The following is a 21,157-nucleotide window of genomic DNA, read 5'->3' as shown; positions in this document are numbered from 1 at the left end:
TCAAAACTCCACTATTTCGCCACTGACTTCTGTAACCGCTAAATCTTCTGCTGCCCAATCCATTACTTCCATGTAGGATGCGATCGCACCTACTGAGGGAAACTCAAACATTTTCTGTACAGATAAATCAAGTCCAAAAGCTGAGTTGATCCGGGAAATGACTTGAGTCGCTAGCAGAGAATGTCCCCCTATTTCAAAGAAATTGTCCTTGATTCCAATCCGTTCCAGCCCCAAAACTTCACTCCAGATTTGCGCCAGTTGAGCTTCAATAGGTGTTTGAGGTGAAACAAAGCTAGTTGAGAGATTTCTGGAAGCTGTATCAAGTTTTGGCAGCGCCCGACGATCCACTTTGCCATTAGGTGTTAAGGGCAGGGCATTGAGCAGGACAAAAGCTTGCGGCACCATGTAATTGGGTAGCTTTTGTTGGATAAATTCACGCACTTGCGGCACTAACTTCTGAACTAACTTGCCGTGTAGGGGATTGTTAGTGTAGTCTGTCCAGGGTTTAGCAGCGACTGAACTATCCCAAAAAGCGCCTTGTGCTGGCGTTGAATTGTGGCAGAACATCACATCATAGCAACCATCCTGACTACTCCCCCACCAACTCAGGTGAACACTGTAGCCCAGCTGCTGCCCCAGTTCATAAAACTGCTCTGGATTAATACTGGTTACTGGCTGTTGTGCTAGTATTTCCCGCAGTTGCCCGACTGTTTCGACACCAGGGGGATTTGACAACCATTCCCAAGTCTGTAGTGCTTGTTGCACCCGTTGATTGGGTACGCATCTGATTCCCAACAGTTCTGGTTGCTCCTCAACTAACTGATTTTGAATCTGACTAAAGGAAAGTTGGTCTAATTGCCAATTTAACCAAGGAACTACTTTTGTTTTGACATCAGTACCAAGATGTAGCGTGACATCATAGCGGAATTGAGTTAATTCATTTTCAGAATGGCCGCGTTTAGGCTGAATCTCTACCCAAGTAATTTGGGGAAAGCGTGTCTGGAGGGCAATGAAAAATCTGGGGTCGATGAGCAATTCTTCCTCGGCGGCAATACTAGAATGTACCTGAGCTTGCCATTGTTCAACACTTCTTTGCGACTCGGCGCGGGCTAGCTGCACGGCTGCATGGTACGGTTCCAACAGAGGTAAGCTGCGGACATCGCCCACGAATAGCGTACCTTTTTGACCAATTGTTGCAATCGCTCCCTCAAGTACCTGCAATAGATACTCAACACTGGGGAAATACTGGACTACTGAGTTGATCACTACAGTATCGAATTCTCCTTGGGGAATAGCTGCAAAGTTATGCGCCATTTGGTGCAGTAGCCGCACATGTTCTAGACCCTCAACTGTGCTGCATACCTGCTCAACGTGCTGTATGGCGGCGCTGGAATAATCACATCCCCAATACTGTTGGCAGTTGGGAGCAATGCGAGATAGCAATAACCCCGTTCCGCAACCAATTTCTAATACTCGCTGTGGTTCAACCGCCAGAATTCGGCTCACCGTATTTTCAACCCACTCCCGCATCTCCCAATCTGGAATAGGTTGCCTGGTGTAACTACTGTTCCAACCAGTAATATTAAATGTTACATCGTCTGTGGATGCTTGAGGTTGACCATAAGCTTGTTCATAGAGCTTTTGCCAGTCAGTAACGTACTCGCTCTGCCATTGAGCTAGCTGCTGGGGTAGTACTTGAGTTTTGAAACCGGGTACTAAGTAAGCCACCAGACTTTTGTCACCAGAGGTATCAATAGTGATAACGACACTTTCCTGTACCAAGGAGTGTTGGCTCAAAACTGCTTCAATTTCGCCCAATTCAATACGGAAACCGCGAATCTTAACTTGATTGTCGATGCGTCCTAAGTATTCGATATTACCGTCAACTAAATAGCGGGCTAAATCTCCAGTTTTATATAATTTACTGCCTCCTGCCGACGCTCGCGGACTCGCTAACGCTGCGCTATCCTCAAAGGGATTATCAATGAATTTCTCTTGTGTTAACTCTGTTCGGTTGAGATAGCCTCTTGCCAATCCCACACCAGCAATGTGCATTTCTCCTGGTACACCAATGGGTACTGGCTGTAAGTGCGAGTCTAAAATGTAGATTTGGGTGTTGGCAATTGGACGACCAATGGTAATTTTCTGGTCGTCAGGAGTGCATTTGGCGATCGCAGCACACACGCTAGCTTCTGTTGGCCCATAAGCGTTGAAGAAGTTTCTCCCAGCAGACCATTGCCTCATCAGTTCAACAGAACAAGCTTCGCCAGCGACAATCAATGTTTGCAGTGCCGGGAGTTTTTCAGTTGGCATAACTGCTAATGCCGATGGTGGTAGGGTGACATGGGTAATGCCATAATCGCGCAATCGCTCAATTAAAGGCGTACCCGGCATTATCGAGTCTTTTGTTCCTAAGTAAAGTGTTGCTCCCGCTCCCAAAGTCATCAAGATTTCTGATATGCAAGCATCAAAACTGAAGGAAGCAAATTGAAGAACACGACTTGAATTTCGCAAGCCAAAAGCCTGAATTTGAGCTTGAGCTAGGTTGCACAATCCTTTATGCTCAACCATCACCCCTTTTGGTTTACCTGTGGAACCGCTCGTGTAAATCACATTCGCTAGATCAAAAGCTGTGACGATCCCAGTCAGGTTATCTTGTTTATTTTGGGCAATTTGTGAGCAGATTTCATCTAAAAAGACTGTGTTTGCTTGATTTTGGGGAAGTTTATCAATTAAGCGCTGTTGGGTTAGTAGTACCCAAACTTGAGCATCTTCGAGCATAAAGCCCAGACGCTCAGTCGGATAATCGGGGTCAAGGGGTACATAAGCACCACCTGCCTTGAGAATTCCCAAAAGTCCAATTAGAGTTAACAGCGATCGCTCTACACACAACCCAACCAGTACATCGACTCCCACGCCCAAAGACCGCAAGTAGTGCGCCAACTGGTTAGCACGACAATTTAACTCGTGGTAAGTAAGTTGTTCGTTTTCAAACACCGCCGCCACTGCATCAGGGGTACGCTCTACTTGTTCTTCAAATAACTGATGAATACACTCTGTCGGATAATCTGCCTGAGTATCGTTCAACTCCAGTAATAGCTGATGGCGTTCTGGCTCGGTAAGCAAGGGAAGTAATGTTACTGGTTGGTGGGGATTTGTAGCGTTCGCGCCAGCGTGCTGTAAGCATATCGCTGTAAGCAAAGTCTTGAAATGTTGCATCATGCGAGCGATCGTTGCCGCATCAAATAAATCGGCGTTGTAAGAGCAAAAGCCCCCAAGTCCTTCAGGTGCATCCCATAAGTAAACTTCTAGGTCAAGCCGAACTGAGTCAAGTCCTGAAGCCATCCCTTCAACCTTGACATCAGGCAAATCCCAATCGGAGGAGGGAGCATTCTGGAGAGCAAACATTACCTGCACCAATGGGTTGCGATCTAGGTGACGTTCAAGTTGTAACTCTTCGACTAACATCTCGAAGGGCAAATCTTGATGATCGTAGGCGTTTTGGGTAACTTGTCGTACCTGCGCCAGGAAAGCTTCAAAGCTCGGTTCTTGGGATAAATCAAATCTTAGTGCCAAAGTATTGACAAAAAATCCAATTAACCCTTCTATTTCTGTGCGGTTGCGATTTGCGATCGGTGAACCAACTACCAAATCTGTTTGTCCACTGTAGCGAGACATTAACACCACAAAACCCGCCAGCAGTGTCATAAACAGAGTGCTTCCAGACTCTTGAGATAGCTTTTTCAGTTGCTGCGTTACCAAGGGATCTAATCGAAGTTGCTCTGTACCGCCTCGGAAAGTCTGTACGGCTGGACGGGGGCGGTCTGTGGGTAATTCTAATAGAGGTGGCGCTCCCGTTAAATGTTGCTTCCAGTAGTTTAATTGACGCTCTAGTACCTGATTTGTCAACCACTGACGCTGCCACACAGAAAAGTCGGCATACTGTATGGGTAACTCTGGTAAATCAACAGAACTACCCGTTAAAAAGCTTCGGTAATAAGCTGACAGTTCAGCGATCAAAACGCTCATCGACCAACCATCAGCAGCAATATGGTGAATTGCTAATACCAATACATATTCGTCAGTCGCAACTTGCCACATCTTGACTCGCAGCACTGAACCATTAGCCAAATCGAATGGTTTGCAGATTTCTTCTGTGGTCAGTTGCTCTACAAGTTTTTCGGAGTCTGGCAAATTCTGGAGATCCACCACTGGTAACGTAATGGTTGTATTAGTATCTATTACCTGGACTGGCTTGTTATCCTTAATCTCAAAGCGAGTCCGTAGAACTTCATGGCGCTGTACTATCTGCCTAAATGCGTGTTCTAAGGCTTTGACATTGAGATTCCCTAGCAAACGCAAGGTGAAATCTATGGTGTATGCTCCACTTTCGCCTTCTAACTGATTCACGAACCACAGCCGTTCCTGCGCCCAAGATAGGGGTATGTCTGCGTCTCTGCAAACGGGTGCGATCGCTGGAATGGTCAAGCTCAAACCAGTTTCAAGTTGAGCTAATATCGCTTCACTTAACTCGGCAACTGTCGGTGATTCAAATAGATAACGCAACGGTAATGAAGTACCAAAAGCTGACTGCAAACGAGAAATTACTTGGGTAGCGAGTAGGGAATGTGCGCCTAGTTCAAAGAAGTTATCATAAATGCCTACCTGCTCAACTTTTAGGACTTGTGCCCAGATTTTTGCTAGCACTTCTTCGGTAGGGGTGCGTGGGGCTACATAATATTTTTGTTCGCTGTGTAAATCTGGTGCATTTAAGCCTCGGCGATCTATTTTCCCATTTGGTGTTAGCGGTAAAGACTCCAGAACTACAAAAGCCTGGGGTATCATGTAAATCGGCAGATGATTAGAGATAAATTGCCGCAGTTCGCTAATTGTCGGTATTTGTTCAGAATAGGGTACAACGTAGGCGACTAGGCGCTTATCTCCAGGCGTATCTTCGCGGAGGATGACATAAGATGTCTGCACATGGGGATGTTCGTTGAGTGCGGCTTCGATTTCTCCCGACTCGATACGGAAGCCCCGAATTTTGACTTGATTGTCAATTCGTCCCAAGTATTCGATATTACCATCTGGTAAATAGCGTGCCAAATCTCCAGTTTTGTATAATTTACTCTCTCCTGCCTTATCAAAAGGATTGGCGATGAATTTCTCATTAGTTAAATCTGGTCGGTTGAGATAGCCGTGTGCTAAACCAACACCCCCAATGTGTAATTCTCCAGGCACACCAACGGGAACTGGTTGTAAATATCGATCGAGAATGTAGACTTGCGTATTGGCTATGGGGCGACCAATAGAGATTTTTTCATCGTCAGGAGTGCATTTGGCGATCGCAGCACAAACGGTTGTTTCAGTCGGGCCATAGGCGTTAAAGAAATTCCTACCTACAGACCATTGTTTCATCAATTCATGAGAACAAGCCTCACCAGCAACAATTATTGTTTGCAGTCCGGGCAGTTCCTCAGCAGGCATAACGAAGAGTGCTGATGGTGGTAGAGTGACATGAGTAATACCATAGTTGCGTAATCGCTCCAGTAATTGCTCACCTGGTGCTAAGGAGTCTTTTGTACCTAAGTAAAGTGTTGCCCCTGACGCCAAAGCCATAATGATTTCCCAAATCGAAGCATCAAAACTGAAGGAGGCAAACTGAAGAATGCGACTATGGGAGTTTACGCCAAAGGTTTGAATTTGAGCTTGGGCTAAGTTCACAAATCCGGTATGCTTAACCATCACCCCTTTCGGTTTACCTGTAGAACCGCTCGTGTAAATCACATTAGCCAAATGACCAGCCGTCACGACTCCAGTTAGATTATCTTGGTTGTTTTGATCAATTTGTAACCAGATATCATCCAAACAGACTAGCCGCGCTTGATGGTGTTGTAGTTTATTTAGCAGTTGCTTTTGGCTCAGTAGCACGCCAAGTTGAGCATCTTCGAGCATAAATTGTAACCGCTCTTGGGGATACTCAGGGTCAAGTGGCATATAAGCTCCACCTGCTTTGAGAATAGCAAGCAGTGCCACTAGCATTTCTAAAGAACGCTCTACACACAACCCCACCAGTACATCGGTTCCTACGCCTAAAAAGCGTAGATAGTGCGCTAATTGATTAGCACGACAATTCAATTCATGGTAGGTCAGTTGTTTATTGTCAAACACTACTGCTACTGCATCCGGTGTACGCTCTACCTGCTCTTCAAACAATTGATGAATACACTTATCTTGGGGATAATCTACCTGTGTGTCATTCCAGTCGATTAATAATTGCTGTTCGACTGCTGTCAATAATGGCAATTGGGAAATGCGTTCTTGGGGATTTGCCACAATTGCTTCCAGCAGTGTGACAAAATGACCAGCCATGCGCTCAATAGTATCTGCATCAAACAAGTCAGTATTGTATTCCCACACACCCACCAATCCAGTGTCAGTGTTGCCCATTGCCAAAGTCAAATCAAACTTGGCAGTTACACCTGCTGTTGATATGTGACTGAGAGTTAGCCCCGTCATTTCTACTTCAGACTTGGGTGCATTCTGAAGGATAAACGCTACTTGGAACAGTGGTGTATGACTGAGGTTGCGTTCTGGTTGCAATGCTTCTACCAGCATTTCAAAGGGCAAATTCTGATGAGCGTATGCTTGTAGCGCTACTTCTCGAACACTATCTAGTAAATCACAGAAACTGGGATTTGCAGATAAATCAGTCCGCATGACTAAGGTATTGACAAAAAAGCCAATCAACCCTTCTATTTCACTGCGATCGCGGTTAGCAATTGGTGTACCTACCAAAATATCTGCTACACCCGTGTAGCGGTACAGCAGAGTATCATAAGCTGCTAACAGGGTCATGAACAAAGTTGCCCCTTGTTGCTGACTTAGTTGTGTCAGCCTTTCGGTTAACTGGGGTGACAGTTCAAACTTTTGGTGTGCGCCAGAGAAAGTTTGTACTGCTCCTCTGGGTCGGTCTGTGGGCAGTGCTAATAAAGCTGGTGCATCTTTGAGTTGTTCTTGCCAATAATTCAGTTGGCTTTGCAGTACATCGCCTTGCAACCACTGTCTCTGCCATAGTGCAAAGTCTGCATACTGAATTGGTAGTGGTGGTAAAGTGGCTGACTGACCTTGAGCGTAAGCATTGTACAACACTGTTAATTCTTGGACAAACACACCCATTGACCAGTCATCAGAGACAATGTGGTGCATAGACACTAACAATATGTGTTCTGCCTCATTTAGCACTAGTAATGTCGCCCTGATTAATGGTTGCGTTGCTAGGTCAAAGGGTTGCAAAGCTTGTTGTCGCGCTAGTTGCTGTACAGCTATTTCTTGCTCGTTTGCAGGCAGATGTTGTAAGTCAACAACAGAAATTTGCCAATCTGCGTGTGTTTGAATAATTTGCCTTGCTTGTCCATCAACGGCGATGAAGTTAGTGCGTAAGGCTTCGTGACGCGCAATTATTTCTTGCAAGCTTTGTTCTAAGGCAGCTTGATTCAGTGTTCCTACCAGACGCAAAGCTTCGGGAATATTATATAAAGCGCTATTTGGCTGTAACTGTTCTAAAAACCACAAACGCTGTTGAGCGAATGACAGTGATAATTCCGCATCCTTTGCTCTTGGCAAGATGGGTGGAGAAGTTACTTCTAAATTTTGTGGCTGCAATTGCCCAATCAAATCCGCTAATGCGGCAACTGTTGCTGCTGCAAAAATGCTACGTAATGGTAGTTCTATTTTGAAAATGTTGCGGATGCGGGAAACCAGTTGTGTTGCTAGTAGGGAGTGTCCCCCCAGTTCAAAGAAGTTATCATGAATTCCTACCTGCTCTAGTTTCAGCACTTGCGCCCAAATTTCTGCCAGCGTTTCTTCAGTGGGGGTGCGCGGTGCAACATAGTTGTCTATTTGTTCGCTCTGTAAATTTGGTGCGGGTAGGGCGCGACGGTCTACTTTGCGGTGTGCTGTTAGCGGTAGGGACTCCAGCATCACGAAAGTATTTGGCACCATGTAAAGGGGCAGACGATTGGAGAGGAATTGACGCAGTTCGCTAATTGCGGGTATCTCTTGAGAATACGGTACAACGTAAGCTACTAGGCGTTTACTTCGACTTACCTCGGCTTTGCTCGGCACGAGTCGCTCAGTACAAGTATCCCTGGTTGAATCTTCGCGGAGGATGACACAAGATGTCTGCACATGAGGATGTTGGTTAAGTACGGCTTCGATTTCTCCTAACTCGATACGGAAGCCGCGGATTTTTACTTGATTGTCGATGCGTCCGAAGCACTCAATGTTGCCATCGGGTAAATAACGTGCCAAATCCCCGGTTTTGTAGATGCGATCTACTTCGGGATCTTTAAATTGGTTGGGAAGAAATTTCTCCTGTGTCAATTGAGGGCGGTTGAAATAGCCTCTGGCTAAACGCACACCGCCAATGTGCAGTTCGCCTCTAATGCCAACGGGTACTGGCTGGAGATTATGGTCGAGGATGTAGATTTGCGTATTGGCAATGGGACGACCGATGAGGACTGTATTGGTTTTTCCTGATTCGGGATGTAACAGATCGTGGACTACTGCTGTTACTGATGCTTCAGTGGGGCCGTAGACATTCAGACAAGTGATGCGATCGCCTACCAATTGCCGCCATACTGTCACAGTTTCCGGTAGCACTGCATCTCCACCCACAGCTATTAACCGTAAACATTGCGGCACGGTTGCATCGGATTGGGATACCGCTAACGCCCATTCATGCCAATAGGCTGGGGTAATATTTAAGAGAGTTAGTTTTTGTTGTTCAATAAATTGAGCAAGATTGGCAAAGTCAGGGAACATTTGCACGGGTCTGATGACCACGGTTCCGCCTTTATACCAAGTGGGAAAGATTTCTTCGGCAGCTACATCAAAGCCGAGGGAAGCAAACTGCAAAACGCGATCGCTGCTAGTCAGTCTAAATACTTCACTAATGGCACTGCTATGATTCACCAAAGCCGTATGAGTCAGCATCACTCCTTTGGGTTTGCCTGTAGACCCAGAAGTGTACAATAAACAAGCCAAGTTTTCTGGTCTTACCTGAGTCACCAGATTTTCTTGACTTTGAGACGCTAACTTTTCAGACTCCGCGTCTAAGACAATGACTTTCACCCCTTGGAATGGCAAGGAATCGAGCAATTTCTGCTGAGTGATCATTACGGAAACTTGTGAGTCTTCCGATATGTCAGCTAATCGCTGTTGGGGATAGTCAGGGTCTAAGGGAACATAACCGCCGCCAGCTTTGAGGACAGCTAACAATGTCACAATGATTGATAAGGAACGCTCTAAATAAATCCCCACTAAAGTCTCTGGCCCCACGCCCAGAGATTGTAGATAATGTGCTAATTGATTAGCTTGGATGTTTAACTGTTGATAGGTCAGTTGTTGATTGTCAAACACCACTGCCACTGCATCAGGCGTAAGTTTTGCCTGCGGCTCAAATAACTGATGCAGACATTGATTTCTAGGGTAATCAGCTTGAGTATCATTCCACTCAACTAGTAACTGTTGTTGCTCAATTGCTGTTAACAATGGTAATTGGTCAATTTGTTCTTGGGGATTAGCCACAACTGCTTCCAGCAGGGTTACAAAATGACCAGTCATGCGCTCGATGGTGCTATGGTCAAACAAGTCAGTGTTGTATTCCCACACACCTACCAGTCCAGTAGGAGTATTCTGCATCGCTAAAGTCAAATCAAATTTTGCCATTGCACTTTCTATTGGCAATGAACTGACAGTTAATCCAGTCAACTCTACTGCTGATAAAGGATCATTTTGGAGCAGAAAATCTACCTGAAATAGTGGTGCATGGCTGAGGTCTCTTTCTAGCTGCAATGCTTCTACCAACATTTCAAATGGCAAATCCTGATGAGCATAAGCATCCATTGCCATTTGCCGAACCCGACCCAGTAATTCGTTAAAGCTGGGATCGCCTGATAAATCAGTCCGCAAAACTAATGTATTGACAAAAAAGCCAATTAACCTTTCTACTTCGCTGCGATCGCGGTTAGCAATTGGTGTTCCCACCAAAATATCTGCTACACCTGTGTAGCGGAAAAGTAATGTATCATAAGCTGCTAACAAGGTCATAAAGAGAGTACAACCTTGCTCTTGGCTGAGTTTTGTCAGTTTTTTAGTTAACTCAACAGAGAGTGCAAACTGTTGAGTTGCGCCAGCGAATGTCTGCACAGATGGTCTGGGTCGGTCTGTGGGAAGCGGTAATAAAGTTGGTGCATCTTTGAGTTTTTTTTGCCAGTAATCCAATTGACTTTGAAGTACATCACCTTGCAACCACTGTCTCTGCCAGATGGCGAAATCTGCATACTGAATAGGTAGTGGTGCTAAAGTGGTAGGCTGACCTTGAATATAAGCGTTATACAAAGCTGTTAATTCTTGGACAAATACACTTATTGACCAGCCATCTGAAACAATGTGGTGCATACACATTAACAATATGTGTTCTGTCTCTGACACCACCAGTAAAGTTGCCCTAACTAATGCTTGGCTTGCTAGATCAAAGCGTTGTAAAGCTTGCTGTTGCGTTAATTCCTGTACAGCTATTTCTTGGTCAGTTAAGGGTAAATTCTGCAAGTCAACAATTGAAACTTGCCAGTTTGTTTGGGTTTGAATAATTTGTGTTGCTTGTTCATCAACGGTGATGAAGTTGGTGCGTAGGGCTTCGTGACGCGCAATTATTGTTTGTAAGCTCTGTTCTAAGGCAGTTCTCTCCAGAGTTCCTACTAGACGCAAAGCTAAAGGAATGTTGTATAAAGCACTGTTAGGATCGAACTGGTCTAAAAACCATAAACGCTGTTGAGCAAATGACAGTGGTATTTCTACATTTTCGGCTCTTGGCAAGATGGGTGGAGCTGTAGCGAAATCCTGTTGCTGTAATTGCTCAATTGATTGCGCTAAATCGCCAACTGTGGCTGTGGCAAATAACTCACGCAATGGTAGTTCCACTTGGAAAATCTTGCGGATGCGTGAAACCAGTTGCGTTGCTAGTAGCGAGTGTCCCCCCAGTTCAAAGAAGTTATCATGAATGCCTACTTGCTCTAGTTTCAGCACTTGTGTCCATATTTGTGCCAGCATTTCTTCGGTGGGAGTGCGTGGAGCAACATATTTACCTATGTTGCTTTGCAAATCTGGCATAGGTAGGACACGATAGTCTACTTTACCGTTTGGTGTTATTGGTAGAAACTCCAGCACTACAAAAGCATTGGGTATCATGTACTCTGGGACTTTTGCCTTCAGGTATTGCCGCAGTTCGCTAATTGCTGGTGTACAGTGCTGATGTAGCACTATGTAGGCGACTAACCGCTTCTGTCCAGGGATATATTCACGAGCAATAACACAAGATGCTTGCACATCAACATTTTGGTTCAGTACTGCTTCAATTTCTCCTAACTCAATGCGGAAACCACGAATTTTTACCTGATTGTCGATGCGTCCTATGTATTCAATATTGCCATCGGGTAAATAGCGGGCTAAATCTCCAGTTTTGTAGAGTCGGGAATGCGGCTCACCGCTAAAAGGGTTGGGGATGAATTTCTCTTGTGTTAACTCTTTTCGGTTGAGATAGCCTCGCGCTAGACCAATACCACCGATGTAAATTTCGCCAATCACGCCAACAGGAATCGGCTGCATCTGGTCATCTAGCAGAAAAATGTCTGTATTCTGTACTGGTTTGCCAATTGGCGTATTTCTGTTACCAATACTTTGAAACTGAAGCGGGTATAAGGTTGAACAAATAGTTGTTTCTGTGGGCCCATAACCATTAATGATGCACAGATCAGGAATTCGCTGACTTAGCGATATTAACAGCTGCTCTTGAATTGGTTCTACTCCTACCAGCAATCTCTGCAATGAAAGCTTGTTGGGTGTTTTTGAGAGCCTAGCCAAAAAATCCTTGAGCATGAAAGGTGGAATGTAGGCACTACAGATTTGCTGGGAATCCAACCAATTGGTGAATGTGATGGTATCAAGACGTGCGAGTTCTGGAACGATGTATAGTGACGCTCCCGCTAATAACGCTGAAAAGATTTCATAGATTGAGACATCGAAACTTATACTAGTCCATAAACTACAGCGATCGCTAACACTTAAAGGTTTTTTTGTTTGAAAATCTGTATACAGGTTAACAACGCTAATATGATTAACTAAAACGCCTTTAGGTTTTCCTGTAGAACCAGAAGTGTAGATGACGTATGCCAGATTATCGGGTGTTAGAGAGTTTTTTGGGTTTGATTTACTGTTTTGAGCTATTTTTTCCCAATCGGTGTCTAAGTAAATGTTACACGCCTGATGTTCAGGAACCAACTCTACTAATGGTTGCTGGGTCAGCAGCACTTTCACTTGAGCATCTTCAAGCATAAAGTGTAAACGTTCAGTTGGATATTCTGGGTCAAGTGGCAGATATGCACCGCCTACCTTAAGAATGCCCAACAGTCCCACAATCATTTCTAAGGAACGCTCTACACAAATCCCTACTAGCTCATCAGCTCCCACACCCAAAGACCGCAAAAAGTGCGCCAACTGGTTAGCACGACAATTCAATTGCTGGTATGTAAGTTGTTCATTTTCAAACACCACCGCTACTGCATCGGGGGTGCGTTCTACCTGCTCTTCAAACAATTGATGAATACATTTATCCTGGGGATACTCTACTTGTGTATCATTCCACTCAACTAACAGTTGATGCTGCTCAGGTTGTGTCAACAAGGGCAATTGGGAAATGCGCTGTTGTGGATTTGCCACAATTGCTTCTAGCAATGTTACAAAGTGACCAGCCATCCGCTCAATAGTGCCTGCGTCAAACAAGTCAGTGTTATACTCCCACACACCCACCAGTCCAGTAGCAGTGTTCTCCATTGCCAAAGTCAAATCAAACTTGGCAGTTTTACTCTTTACCTTGAGTAGATTGACAGTTAATCCAGTTAACTCCACAGTTGATATAGGCGCATTCTCCAGTACAAACAACACTTGGAACAGTGGGCTATGACTGAGGCTGCGTTCTGGCTGCAATGCTTCCACCAGCATTTCAAAAGGCAAGTCCTGATGAGCATAGGCATTCATTGCCATTTCCCGAACGCGACCCAATAATTCGCTAAAACTAGGATTGCCTGCCAAATTAGTACGCATTACTGAAGTATTGACAAAAAAGCCAATTAACCCTTCTATTTCAATGCGATCGCGGTTAGCAGTTGGTGTCCCGACCAAAATATCTGCTACACCTGTGTAGCGATAGAGCAGCGTATCATAAGCTGCTAATAGCGTCATAAAGAGGGTACAACCTTGTTCCTGGCTGAGTTTTATCACCTTACTAGTTAGATCAACAGACAGTTCAAACTTGTGGTGTGCGCCTGCAAAAGTCTGTACTGACCCTCTGGGTCGGTCTGTGGGCAATGCTAATAAAGCTGGTGCATCTTTGAGTTGTTGTTGCCAGTAATCCAATTGATTTTGTAGTATATCTCCTTGCAACCACTGTCTCTGCCATAGTGCAAAGTCTGCGTACTGAATCGGTAGTGGTGCTAAATTGGGAGATTTACCTTGAGCATAGGCATCGTAAAGAGTGTCTAATTCTTTGACAAATACACCCATTGACCAGCCATCAGAGACAATGTGGTGCATACAGACTAACAATATGTGTTCTGTATGAGACAGCACTACTAATGTCGCCCTGATTAATGGTTGTGTTGCTAGGTCAAAGGGTTGAAGAGCGTGTTCTTGTGCTAATTGCTGTGTGACTAGTTCTTGTCCACTCTCTGGCAGATGTTGTAAGTCAACAACAGAAACTTGCCAATTTATATGTGTTTGAATGATTTGTGAAGCTTTTCCATCAACAGTGATGAAGTTAGTGCGTAAAGCTTCGTGACGGGTAATTATTTCTTGTAAGCTTTGTTCTAAAGCTCTAATTTTGAGATTTCCTGCTAAACGTAAAGCTAAGGATATGTTATAGAAGGGACTATTCGGCTCGAACTGGTCTAAAAACCATAAACGCTGTTGAGCGAATGACAGTGGTAGTTCTACATTCTCCATTCGCTTGAGGATAGGCACAGAAGTCAGGGCGATATCTTGTTGTTGCAACTGTTGGAGCGATCGCGCTAATTGGGCTACTGTTGCATTAGTAAATAACTCACGCAATGGTAGTTCCACTTTGAAAAGGTTACGGATGCGTGAAACCAGTTGCGTTGCTAGTAGGGAATGTCCCCCTAGTTCAAAGAAGTTATCATGAATGCCTACCTGTTCTATTTTCAGCACTTGTGTCCAAATTTGTGTCAGCATTTCCTCAATGGGAGTGCGTGGTGCAACAAATTTTTCTAATAGTGTGCTGTCTAAGTCTGGTTTTGGTAGGGCGCGGCGATCGATTTTTCCGTTAGAGGTAAGAGGTAAAGATTCCAGCAACACAAAGGCGTTGGGTATCATGTAGCTTGGCAGTTGGTTGCCCAGGTACTGACGCAGTTCTGGAACTGTGGCTGATTGTTCCACCTTCAGCACTACATAAGCAACTAAACGTTTGTCGTCCGGTTCATCCTCAGTGATAATCACCACGTTTTCCCAAATGGCTGGGTGTTGCGCCAACAATCCTTCAATTTCTCCCAACTCAATACGGAAGCCGCGAATCTTGACTTGGTTATCAATACGCCCTAAATAATCTAACTCGCCATTAGGTAAATAACGAGCTAAGTCTCCTGTTCTATATAATCTACTCCCTCCTACTTCCGCAAAAGGATTAGAGATAAACCTTTGTTGAGTCAATTCAGGACGATTCAAATAGCCACGAGTCACCCCAGCACCACCGACATACATCTCACCCCTGACACCAACTGGCACTGGCTGTAAATTTTGGTCTAGCAGATATATCTGTAAGTCAGGAATTGAGCGGCCAATGACACTAGCCGTATCATGCAAATCAGCTTTACTCAAGGGACGATAGGTAACGTGTACGGTAGTTTCTGTAATCCCGTACATATTCACTAACTGGGGTGAGGAGTCGCCGTGTCGCTCAAACCAAGGCTGCAAACTCTTCAGTTCTAAGGCTTCTCCACCAAAAATTACCAAGCGCAAGCTTAAGTCGTTAGCAGTTCCTATAGATTGATCGGCTTGAATTAACTGGCGGAAGGCTGAAGGTGTTTGATTGAGAACAGTGACTTGTTCTTGACACAATAGCTCATAAAAGGATTCAGGCGATCGCGTCACTAAATACGGAACCACTACCAATCGTCCACCATACAGCAATGCACCCCAGATTTCCCAAACAGAGAAGTCGAATGCATAAGAGTGGAACATTGTCCACACATCTTGAGAGTTGAATTTATAGCAAGAGTCTGTCGCTGCAAACAGACGCACTACGTTAGAGTGGTTGACTAAAACACCCTTGGGCTTACCTGTAGAACCTGAAGTGTAAATGACATAAGCCAGATTATCGGCTGTAGCGGTGTTTTCCAGATTTGAGGAGATGTTTTGAGCTATTGTTTCCCCATCGGTGTCTAAGCGAACGACTCGCGCCTGATGCTCAGGTAGCTTGTTGGCTAATTGCTGTTGAGTTAACAGTACTCCTACTTGAGCATCTTCTAACATAAAGCTCAAGCGGTCTTGGGGATATTCAGGATCGAGCGGCACATAAGCACCACCTGCCTTGAGAATACCCAGTATGCCCACAATCATTAAGAGTGAGCGTTCTATACAAATACCCACCAGCGCATCGGCTTTCACTCCCAATGAGCGCAAATAATGTGCCAATTGATTAGCTTGGGTGTTCAACTGTTGATAAGTCAGTTGTTGATTGCCAAACGTCACCGCCACAGCATTAGGAGTAAGTGCTACCTGCTCCTCAAACAACTTATGAATACACTTATCCTGAGAATAGTCCGCCTGAGTATTGTTCCATTCAACTAATAACTGTTGTTCCTCAACTGCTGTCAGCATTGGCAATTGAGAAATGCAATTTTGGGGATTAGCAACAATACCTTCAAGCAATGTTTGGAAATGACCCAACATTCGAGCGATCGCTGTATCATCAAATCGGCGAGTATCGTAGCTAATTTTTATCTCTAATTGTTCACCAGGAAGAGCTATTAATGTTAGAGGATAATTACTTTCTTGAGAAACCTGAATATTTTCTAGGTGAAAACTATTATTGTGTGAGCTAAGAGCAGTATCAACTGGAAGATTCTCAAAGACAACAATGCTGTCAAATAAAGATGTACCCCTGGGTATTTTACTCCAGCCTTGAATATCTACCAAGGAACTATATGAGTATTGCTCAGACTCAAGTAGCTGTGCTTGTAAATCCTTAATTAAAGTCAGCACTTGGGTGTCTGCTGCAACTTGAACTCGCATTGGCAAGGTGTTGATAAATAGTCCCACCATTGATTCAATGCCAACAATAGATGGCTCCCGACCAGATACAGTTGCACCAAAAACTACATCTGTTTCTTGGCTGTAGCGAGACAGCAACAATCCCCAAGTTGCTTGCACTAAATTATTGAGAGTCAAGCGATGCTGTCGGACAAAAGACTGAAGTGTGGTTGTTGCTGACAATGTGAACTGAATTTTTTGTTCCCCATAGCTGACGCTGCTATTTTCTTGGTTTGGTAACAGTTTCTCTACTGTCAATGGAGTGAGTGCCGTAAAACCTTGAAGTTTTTGTTTCCAGAATTCTTCAGCTTGTTTTTGATCCTGTTGCTGTAGCCAAGCAATATAGTTGCGATAGTTGACAGATGGTTGATAACTGAAAGTTTGATTCTGATAATTTTCTTGATAAACCTTTAAGAGGTCTTTAATTACCAAAGATAAAGACCAGCCATCAAGTAATAAATGATGGCTACTCCAAACAAATTGATAAGTATTGCTGTCCAATTGGAACAGATGTAGGCGCATCAATGGAGCCTGAGACAATTGCAAGCCCTTTTGTCGATCAAAATCCAGAAAAGCTTTTAATTGCTGTTGCTGTTCCTGTGAAGTTAACTTTTTCCAGTCATAGGTTTCAACAGCAATCTGCACCTGTCGATATACTACTTGTACAGGCTGGCTCAAAGACTCCCAAATAAAAGCTGTGCGAAAGATGGAATATCTTTCTACTAATTTCTGCCAAGCTTGCTCGAAGGTTGTTACATCCAATTCTCCCTTCAAGGTGCAACTTAATTGGACAAAATATACGTCTGATTTTTGATCGTACAAGCTATGAAACAGCATCCCCTGTTGCATCGGAGATAGAGGATAAATATCTTCTATATTTTCTCTGTTTGTTCTATTAATTTCTGATTTCATAAATTTGATAATATTTGTTCTAGTTCTAATTGATTAATTTGTAATAACGGGAAATCATTTGGAGTAGAATTATCAGTTTCTAAAGAAGAACAATTGACCAACTCTTGCTCTATTTGGGCTTCCGTGATTGTGCCTGTCACGGTGGCTAATTTGGCGATAGTTTGATGGGTAAATAATTGCTTGGGAGTTAATTCTAATCCCGATTGCCTTGCTCTAATGATGATTTGAATACTGAGGATAGAATCGCCACCAAGTTCAAAGAAGTTATCATGTACACCTACCTGCTCTATTCTCAGAATTTGTGACCAAATTTGTGCCAGTATTTCTTCAGTGGAGGTGCGAGGCGCGACAAATTGGTCTTTAGGTTGGCTCTGTAAATCTGGTTTTGGCAGTGCGCCGAGGTCTACTTTCCCGTTGGGCATTAGTGGTAGAGACTCTAACACCACAAACGCCTGGGGAATCATGTACTCTGGAAGTTTTGCTTTTAGAGAGTGACGCAGTTCACTGATTGTAGGTGTCACTTGTAGGTATGCTACTACGTAAGCGACCAACTGCTTCTGTCCTGGGGTATCTTCGCGGGCAATTACACAAGATGTCTGCACATCGCTATGTTGGTTGAGTATGGCTTCAATTTCTCCCAACTCAATGCGAAATCCCCGAATTTTTACCTGATTATCAATACGTCCCAGGTATTCAATTGTGCCATCTGGTAAATAACGTGCTAAGTCCCCAGTTTTATACAGTCTACTCTCTCCTGTCTCTTCAAATGGATTAGGGATGAATTTTTCTTTTGTCAACTCAGGACGGTTGAGATAGCCTTTGGCTAATCCTACACCGCCAATGTGCAATTCTCCAGGTACACCAATGGGTAATGGTTGCAGATACTCGTCTAAAATGTAGGTTTGCGTATTGGCTATTGGACGGCCGATGGGGACAACTTGCCGCTCAATTCCTTCCTTGCAAGTCCAGAAGGTGGCATCAATACAAGCTTCCGTCGGCCCATAGAGATTGTGCAAGTTCACGTTGAGACTACTTAACACTCTCTCTTGCAAAGCAACAGGTAAAGCTTCACCGCCGCAGAAGATGTTTTTGAGGGAATGACAAGTTTCGAGTCCTCCCTGTTCTATGAGTATTTGTAACAGAGATGGTACAAATTGAACGGTAGTGACTTGCTGTTGAGAAATCAACTCTAACAGGTAAGCAGGATCAGCATGACCTCCTGGTTGAGCTAATAGTAACTGTCCGCCTACTAACAAAGGAGCGTAAAATTCCCAAACTGAGGCATCAAAGCTAAAGGGAGTTTTCTGTAGCACTTTGTCTTTTACAGTCAGGGGGAATGTTGATTGCATCCAAAACATATGGTTACAAAGATTGCGGTGAGAAAGCATCACTCCCTTTGGCTGACCTGTAGAACCAGAAGTATAAATCACATAAGCTAAGTTAGTTGGTTTTACAGAGGCGATACCTACGGTAAGCTGCACTAACGCATTATCCTGATTGGGCTGAGAAATAGATTGCCAGTCAGTATCTAAACATATAACCTGCGCTTGATGCCCAGGCAACTTTTCCAGGAGTTGCTGTTGTGTCAGAAGTATTGAAACTTGAGCATCTTCTATCATAAAGCTCAAGCGTTCAGTAGGATAGTCTGGGTCAAGTGGTACATACGCCCCTTCTGCTTTGAGTATTCCAAGCATTCCCATAACCATCTCTAATGAGCGTTCCACACACAAACCCACTAGCACATCTGCTCCCACACCCAAAGACTTCAGGTAGTGCGCTAACTGGTTAGCGCGACAATTTAACTGGTGGTAAGTCAGTTGCTCATTTCCAAATACCACCGCTACTGCATCAGGGGTACGCGCTACCTGCTCCTCAAACAACTGATGAATGCACTTATCTTGAGGATAATCTACAAAAGTATCGTTCCACTCCACTAGTAACTGCTGTTGCTCAACTTCCGTCAGCAGAGGTAGTTGCCAAATCTGCTCCTGTGGATTAGCAACAATACCTTCAAGCAAGGTCACAAAATGTCCTGCCATACGCATGATTGTAGTAGCCTCAAACAAGTCAGTATTGTATTGCCAGCAGAGTTGCAACTCACCCGGAGCTTCCATCCCCATTAGATTCAGATCAAAATTTGCACCCCGTTGTCCAAGCAAGTATGGCTCCATCTGAAGCACTTGCTCTTGAATGTGCAATGAATTCTCTTTTGGTTCACACCAACCCTGTGCTTGCCAAGTAAAAATAACTTGACACAAAGGCGGACGACTGGGATCTCGCTGTTGTTGAAGTTGTTCTGCTAAAAGAGCAAAAGGGTAATTTTGATGTTTTTGGGCTTCTCTAACTGTCTTGCTGACTCTAGTAAGAAGTTCGTTGAATGTAGCGTTTTTATCAACAGAAACTCGTAAAACTGTCAGGTTAACGAAGTAGCCGATAATCTCTTTGAATTCTTTACCGCTCCGACCCCTCATTGGGCTGCCTACGAGGATGTCTTGTTGATTAGTGTAGCGATAAAGTAGCACGTAAAATGCTGTGAGCAGAATCTGATAAGCGCTTGTTCCAAAAGATAGAGCTAAATTTTTTAGTTTTTGAATTAATTGTTCATCTAGCTTTGAAATATATGATACTCCTTGATAAGTCTGTACTGGGGGGCGGGGTTTATCGGTAAGCAAATTTAAAATTGGTAAGTCGCCAGCTAATTGTTTTCGCCAGTATTGCCAGAGTTTTTCTCCTGTGGAACCCGATAGCATTTCTGATTGCCATTGCACAAAATCTGCATAAGATTTATTTTTTTTCAAAAAATTATTGGCTGTCTCTGTATGCTCTTGACTAACTTCTTTAATTTCGGTAGTATATAAAGCCCTAAATTCATTGAGTAGTAAATCACAAGACCACATATCGCTAGATATATGGTGCATTGTTAGCATAAGAATATGTTTTTTTGCTGATTGAGTAAATAGGTTAACTCTGAAAACTATATCTTTTTCTAAATTAAAAGGTCGGTCAGCTTCAGCAAAAATTTTCTCTTTTAAGCCATCTTCACTTTGGTTACTGGCATCTATTACTTCAATTTTAAACTTCTGTTTTTGATTAATTTTTTGAACGGTTTTACCTTCGTGTGTGCTATACGTTGATTGGAGAATAAGATGGTTTTCAAAAATTTTTTTCCATACACTATTAACAACATTAATATCTAAATAAAAATTAATTTTTGCGGTAATAAATATATTATAAGCAACGCTCTCTGGAGCAATTTGGTAGATAAACCACATTGCTTTTTGGCCAGAAGAGAGTGGGTAACTTGTTTTTATAATTCTATCCATGAGAACTCCTTAAAATTGTTCTATTCCAAGTGTTATCCTACCTTTGATATCGCTGTGGTGTTGTTTGACCTACACCACAGTCGGACACATCGTTGAATGCTAAAATTACAACCCTACTATTAATTAAAATTATTATTATTATTAATTATAAGCAAAATATAAGCAAAATCATAATTATTTTTTTACTATCCAGTAGATATATCAGATAAATAATCCCAGTTTTTTCAATAGAAGGCAATACCAGTTAAGACATTTAAGAAGACATTTAAGAAAACAGTTAAGAAAGTTAAGAAAGTTAAGAAAGTTAAGAAAGTTAAGAAAGTTAAGCAGATAGATATTTAAAATATTTAATGAATCATAATTCTGACTTTTCCCGTTAAGTCTCAAAAAGCTTGCTGGTAAAGGATTTAAGAGACAGCACGGTATATACGGTAAAGTAATAAAAATCTAGTGTTAAAGGTGACGAGCAATGCTGGACTGGTGGGAGAAAAATTTTGCAACTTGTGAGTTAGGCGATAAGCCTGACGGCATGGCTACGC

The 21,157-nt window shown here is 43.5% G+C and carries 2 protein-coding genes; both read right to left on the bottom strand.

The genetic code is table 11. From position 1 onward, the window contains the following. The gene (locus VB732_RS22280) at nt 1-17,295 is read right to left on the bottom strand and encodes a non-ribosomal peptide synthase/polyketide synthase (RefSeq protein WP_323233079.1); all 17,295 of its coding nucleotides are present in this window, start codon (nt 17,293-17,295) and stop codon (nt 1-3) included. Continuing rightward, entirely contained in the window at nt 17,292-20,618 is a 3,327-nt protein-coding gene (locus VB732_RS22275; RefSeq protein ID WP_323233078.1) for an amino acid adenylation domain-containing protein, read from the bottom strand. The genes VB732_RS22280 and VB732_RS22275 overlap by 4 nt, the downstream gene beginning before the upstream one ends. Nucleotides 20,619-21,157: the final 539 nt, after the last annotated feature.

Source organism: Nostoc sp. UHCC 0252, from assembly GCF_034931145.1.
In the GTDB taxonomy this organism is placed as follows: domain Bacteria; phylum Cyanobacteriota; class Cyanobacteriia; order Cyanobacteriales; family Nostocaceae; genus Nostoc.
The sequence above is the reverse complement of the archived record's forward strand: the minus strand, read 5'-3'. Positions and strand labels throughout refer to the sequence as shown.

Excerpts from the sequence above, each read along its gene's own strand:
- VB732_RS22275 (WP_323233078.1), bottom strand. The coding sequence starts at position 20,618 with ATGGATAGAATTATAAAAACAAGTTACCCACTCTCTTCTGGCCAAAAA.
- VB732_RS22280 (WP_323233079.1), bottom strand. The coding sequence starts at position 17,295 with ATGAAATCAGAAATTAATAGAACAAACAGAGAAAATATAGAAGATATT.